The sequence below is a fragment of the Marinilabilia salmonicolor genome (genome assembly GCF_003003035.1).
Lineage (GTDB): Bacteria > Bacteroidota > Bacteroidia > Bacteroidales > Marinilabiliaceae > Marinilabilia > Marinilabilia salmonicolor_A.
On record NZ_PVTS01000040.1, the window covers coordinates 1 to 5,231 of the forward strand.

General features: G+C 41.1%; 3 protein-coding genes and 1 rRNA gene. 3 read left to right on the forward strand and 1 reads right to left on the reverse strand.

Annotation, left to right across the window (positions count from 1 at the left end; genetic code table 11):
- Positions 1–809: 809 nt before the first annotated feature.
- The 3 genes from BY457_RS18680 (at position 810) to BY457_RS18690 (ending at position 4,957) form a co-directional block, all read left to right on the forward strand.
- Positions 810–1,688, forward strand: coding sequence for a pseudouridine synthase (locus tag BY457_RS18680; protein WP_106154847.1), 879 nt, complete (start codon positions 810–812; stop codon positions 1,686–1,688).
- A 32-nt stretch (positions 1,689–1,720) separates the two neighbouring features.
- Positions 1,721–4,099: a DUF5686 and carboxypeptidase-like regulatory domain-containing protein gene (locus tag BY457_RS18685; protein ID WP_106154848.1), complete on the forward strand. Its 2,379-nt coding sequence runs from the start codon at positions 1,721–1,723 to the stop codon at positions 4,097–4,099.
- Positions 4,100–4,195: 96 nt separating this feature from the next.
- Positions 4,196–4,957, forward strand: a complete 762-nt coding sequence (locus BY457_RS18690; RefSeq protein ID WP_106154849.1) for an SDR family oxidoreductase — start codon at positions 4,196–4,198, stop codon at positions 4,955–4,957.
- A gap of 162 nt (positions 4,958–5,119) precedes the next feature.
- Here BY457_RS18690 and rrf read toward each other — a convergent pair.
- A 5S ribosomal RNA gene (gene rrf / locus BY457_RS18695) occupies positions 5,120–5,230 on the reverse strand.
- Position 5,231 lies beyond the last annotated feature (1 nt).

Consider the following 5,231-nt stretch of genomic DNA (forward strand, 5'->3'; position numbering starts at 1 on the left):
ATATAACTCGCATATATACAGATATATAGCTGTTAATTGTAAGGCTTTTTCCCTGGGAATCATATCTAAAAGATTGAGTGGTATTAATCTCTTAAAATACTGATTTTCAGGGATTTAACCTAATTTTTCAAGCATATATTTCATTGATTTTTAAATATTTACAAACAATAAATTGGTTTTTTTTCAACCCTTAATTCGCATTAATACTCTGTTATACTTTTTCAATACAAATACCCTTCCCCCCACTTCTTAAGCACTGACTATTTGAAAGATATGCCAGCGCAATATCAGGCAGTCTGATGTAAGCAAAACGAACTAAGGTTTTTCATTTTCTGGAAAGAAAATGTCAAAAACAATAAAAACGGAGTAGTTAGTATTTTTTACAAAGAACGGTGAAAAATCAAGGAGGGAATAAAAATAAAATCATACTTAGGGGTTTAGGGTTTATTTTTAAACGGTAATTGCTACAAAATTCCGTAACAATTTATTAAACCGCAACCTGGCTTAATTTATTTAGAATAATTCTACCCTAATTTAAACATAAAACAGGGAAGATTTAAACAGGCTGAAAGCCTTGGCACAACACCTAAGATTTGAATCATCCTCAGCCCCTCGCTCATTGTTGGTATCGACGTGACCAATAATGAGGGCGGTTGTCCGTATTTCCTAAAATCTAAATCTCTCATTACAGGAATTCACGAATAAAACAGGCCAAATACCCGATTAATCATTTCTTTTTTACAATTTTGCAGTGTAAAAGATGAACCGGAAATACCGGAAACAAAAAACACAGAAAACGAACATTCAGGATGGCTAAGAAAGGAAGAATTCCGGGTAAATATACCAATAATGAGCGGCGCTCACGCAATGATAGATTTCAGGAAGGTCACAAAGCAAAAAACACCAAAACTCCGGGTAGCAAAGAACATTACTCAAAAGAGGAACGCATTGCTTACAAAAAAAGCAATCCGGAGAAAATGCGAATAAACAAATTCATTTCCAACTCAGGCTTATGCAGTCGCCGGGAGGCAGATACCCTGATATCTAAAGGAGAAATTAAAGTTAACGGCAAAGTGGTTACTGAACTGGGAATGACTGTTACCACCAATGACACGGTAGAATATCAGGGCAAAAAGCTGAATCCCGAGAAAAAAGTATATATGCTCCTGAACAAACCCAAAGATACGGTAACCACCTCCAAAGACCCCGAAGGGCGTAAGACCGTTATAGAAATTGTTCGCAATGCCTGTCCTGAAAGAGTTTACCCCGTCGGACGGCTTGACAGAAACACCACCGGCGTATTATTACTTACCAACGACGGGGATTTATCCAAAAAGCTCACCCATCCCAGTTTTGAAGCTAAAAAAATATATCATGTCTTTTTAAATAAACCACTGGAAACCAAAGATCTGGAAAGCATAAAAAAAGGCGTTGAGCTGGAAGACGGACTGATAAAACCCGATGCAGTAAATTATGTGGACAACGATCCTATGCAAGCCGGCATAGAAATTCACTCCGGCAAAAACCGGATAGTCAGAAGGATTTTTGAACATTTTGATTACAGAGTGGAGAAACTGGATCGCGTATTTTTCGCCGGACTCACCAAAAAGAACCTGCCAAGAGGCAAATGGCGTTTCCTGTCAGAAAAGGAGGTACGGTTTTTGAAATCAGAACTATCCGCAAAATAATGTTCGTTTCACCTAACACCACCTGAATCCCCATGTATCAACTGATTAAACATGGTCTGTTTTTAATAATATTCCTCCTGGGAGTTGCAGAAACCGGCAACTCCCAGATTCAGGGATCTCTCACCGATGCTGAAACCGGCTCTCCCATTCCATTCGCCAACATCGTTTTTGAAAAGAACAAAGCCGGCACAATCACTGACCTGAACGGAAAATTTACCATCCACAACTTTTCGGGAGACTCCATTCAAATCAGTTCATTGGGCTATCATACCGCTGCCTTTCAAATTAGCAATGTCCCATCACCTGTTCACCTCCAACTAAAACCCAAAACCATCGAACTAAAAGGCGTTGATGTCTTTCCGGAAGAAAACCCTGCATTTATCATGATGCAAAAAGTTCTTGAGAACAGTTCAGAAAATAATCCTGATTTGGCAAGCAACTATTCATGCATTGTTTATCACAAAATGACTTTCAGCCTTGATATTTCGGATACTTTAAGTACTCCCGACAGTACGGAACAGAAATTCATCGATATCAACCGCAGAAACCATTTGCTACTGATGGAGTCGGTGTCCGAAAAAGTACATAAGGCTCCGGACAAGACTTCAGAAAAAATTATCTCCGGACGTGTCAGTGGATTCAAAGATCCGGCACTGGCCATTCTTCCCGGTTTGATTCAACCTTTCGGGTTCTATGCTCCCGAAATAGAATTAATGGGAATAAAACACCTGAATCCCATATCAAAATCCGGATTAAAAAACTATCTCTTTCTTCTGGAAGACACACTAACAGAAAAGGGAGATTCCTTATTTTACATCACCTATCAACCCAGGAAGAACAGCAATATAAAGCCCTTAACAGGTTCTTTTCACATCCACAAAAAAACCTGGGGAATCCGATATCTGAAGGCAAAATCAGCTCTCACTACCTCTCCGTACATCATCGACATTAGTCAAAGTTACGACCACATTGAAAGTCACTGGTTCCCGTCTGAACTAAAAAGTCACTTACTTATCAAGCCTGGTCAGGGTTTTAATTCGTTGCCTTATGGCATGGCAGGAAATGCAAAAAGCATAGTCACTGCGATAAATCTTAATCCCGACCTCAGCGACCGAAAGTTCTCCAACATTATACTGGAAGATAAAATGCCCAGAGATACAGGAAATATCAAAAACCTGAGATATGAACCTCTGACAGCAAAAGATTCATCCACTTACCATTTACTCGACAGCATCGGAAAAGCGAACAATCTTGATAACATCATCCGGTTGCAAAAAGAGCTTATCAGAGGATATATTCCTGCAGGCAAATTTCTTATCGATCTAAAACACCTGATAGGCTACAATCAGTTTGAAGGACTAAAACTTGGGCTGGGACTCTGGACGGGCCCTGAAATCACAAATAACTTCTCATTGGGAGGTTATTACACCCGCAGTTTTAAAGCCGAAATGAACAATTATGGTGGAGGAATCAAATGGAGTCCCTCGCAGCAAAGCCGGACTCAAATAGAGTTTGCCTTCAACCACGACATGCACTCCACGGGTGTTTTTAATTTTTATCACGGAAATGTTCTTCAACTTGATCAACAGCTTAAAGAACTATCGGTAGCTATCAAAGACAGGGAAGAACGCTTTTATGCATCTGCAGAAACATCCCTGGGAACATTATCAGGAGAAGCATTTTTCTCATGGTCGGATGTAACACCGGTTCGCACCTATCCCTTTATGCCCGATATCAATCTTCCGGTATCCCCGCTTGAAACAATGGAAACAGGAATCAGACTCCGATGGGCACCACAAGAAAAATTGACATCTACGGCTTTTGGATTACTTCCGGAGCCCACTGACGGACCCAAAATATGGGTAAACATTATCAAAGGAACAGGGAAACAAACAGGATCAAAAAACAACTTCACAAAACTGGAAGGTCAACTGGAAAAAACTTACAGAACAGGATCAGCAGCCCGAACGACTCTCAGAGTCTCGGCCGGCATAATTGATGGATGGAGTAATCCGGGTAATATCTACAGTTACTTCGGAACTTTTGAACCCGTATCTGTTGAGGTTCCGGGACTCTTTGCAACAATGGCACCCAACGAATTTGCAGCTGACCGGTTTCTGATGACCACATTTAACCATAGGATTGCCTTGCGCCAAAATCACCCCGGCAACTTTAAACCGGAGATTAATTTTATGACAAAAGCCGGCTGGGGCAGTTTGGAATCAAATTATCCCTCTACTATCAACAGTTTTGAGAAGGGTTTTTATGAATCGGGAATTATATTTGATAATTTACTTAAGGTCCTATTTATCAAATACGGAATTGGTGCCCATTACAGATACGGCACATATCAAAAAAGTACTGGAATAGAAAACTGGAGTTTCAGAGCCGCCATTAGTTTTTCCTTATAGCTTCAACAAAGCAACCAAAGCCCACCATCGCGGATTGAACTTTATCAATTCTTCGTTCCTTTATTTTATAGAAGTCAAAAACTAAAAACCTCACAAATGGATCTGAAACTGAAAAACCTGAACTATCTGGTTACCGGAGCAAGTTCAGGACTAGGCAGAGCGGTTGCCAAAACGCTTCTGAAAAATGAGGCTCAGGTAATTATCACAGCAAGAAATAAAGAAAAGCTGGAAAAATTAAAGGAAAAATTTCCGGATCAGACAACAATAATGGCCGGAGATATTACCGATTCAACATTCCTTGCCAGATTAAAGAACACATTACCGGATAAGCTTTACGGTGTTTTTATTAATGCAGGAGGACCAAAAGCAGCCACCATCCCTGAAACTACGATGGAAGACTGGGACGCTGCTTACCAACTGGTTTTAAGATGGAAAGTGGAGCTGTCAAAATCCATTCTTCCCATCTTTCAAAAAAACAAACAAGGCCGATTTCTTTTTAGTGAGAGCGCTTCGGTAAACGGGCCAATTCAAAATCTGGTGCTCAGCAACTCCTACCGTATGGCAGTGGTTGGCTATATGAAAACGATGGTAAAGGAAATATCAAACCTTGACATCACCGCCAATGTAATAGCCCCTGGCTATCATGAAACGTCTGCAATAGATCGTCTTTTCCATAAATTGGCAGAACAGGAAACAGTCTCGATTGAAGAAGCCAGAAGAAGACTGGAATCAAGAGTTCCGGTTGGGAAACTGGGGAACCCGGAGGATTTTGCATCATTGGCAGCCTGGTTGCTTAGTCCTTTGGCAGGATTTGCTTCAGGCCAGGTATTTACCCTGGATGGAGGGGAGGGAAGATAGGCCTCCCCCAACCCCTCCCAGGGAGGGGGATTGGATTCTTTGGGATGGAAAAAGGGTCTGGTCCGGCTCTGCTTCTTTCAAAAAATGGTGCGAATTGGAATTCGCACCTCCTTATAACAAAAAAAAGCCGCTCCAAATATTGGAACGGCTTTCTGTTTTAAAGGTCGGCGGCGACCTACTCTCCCGCTTTTACGCAGTACCATCGGCGCTAACAGGCTTAACTTCTCTGTTCGGAATGGGAAGAGGTGGAACCCTGTTGCTAAAACCACCTTAA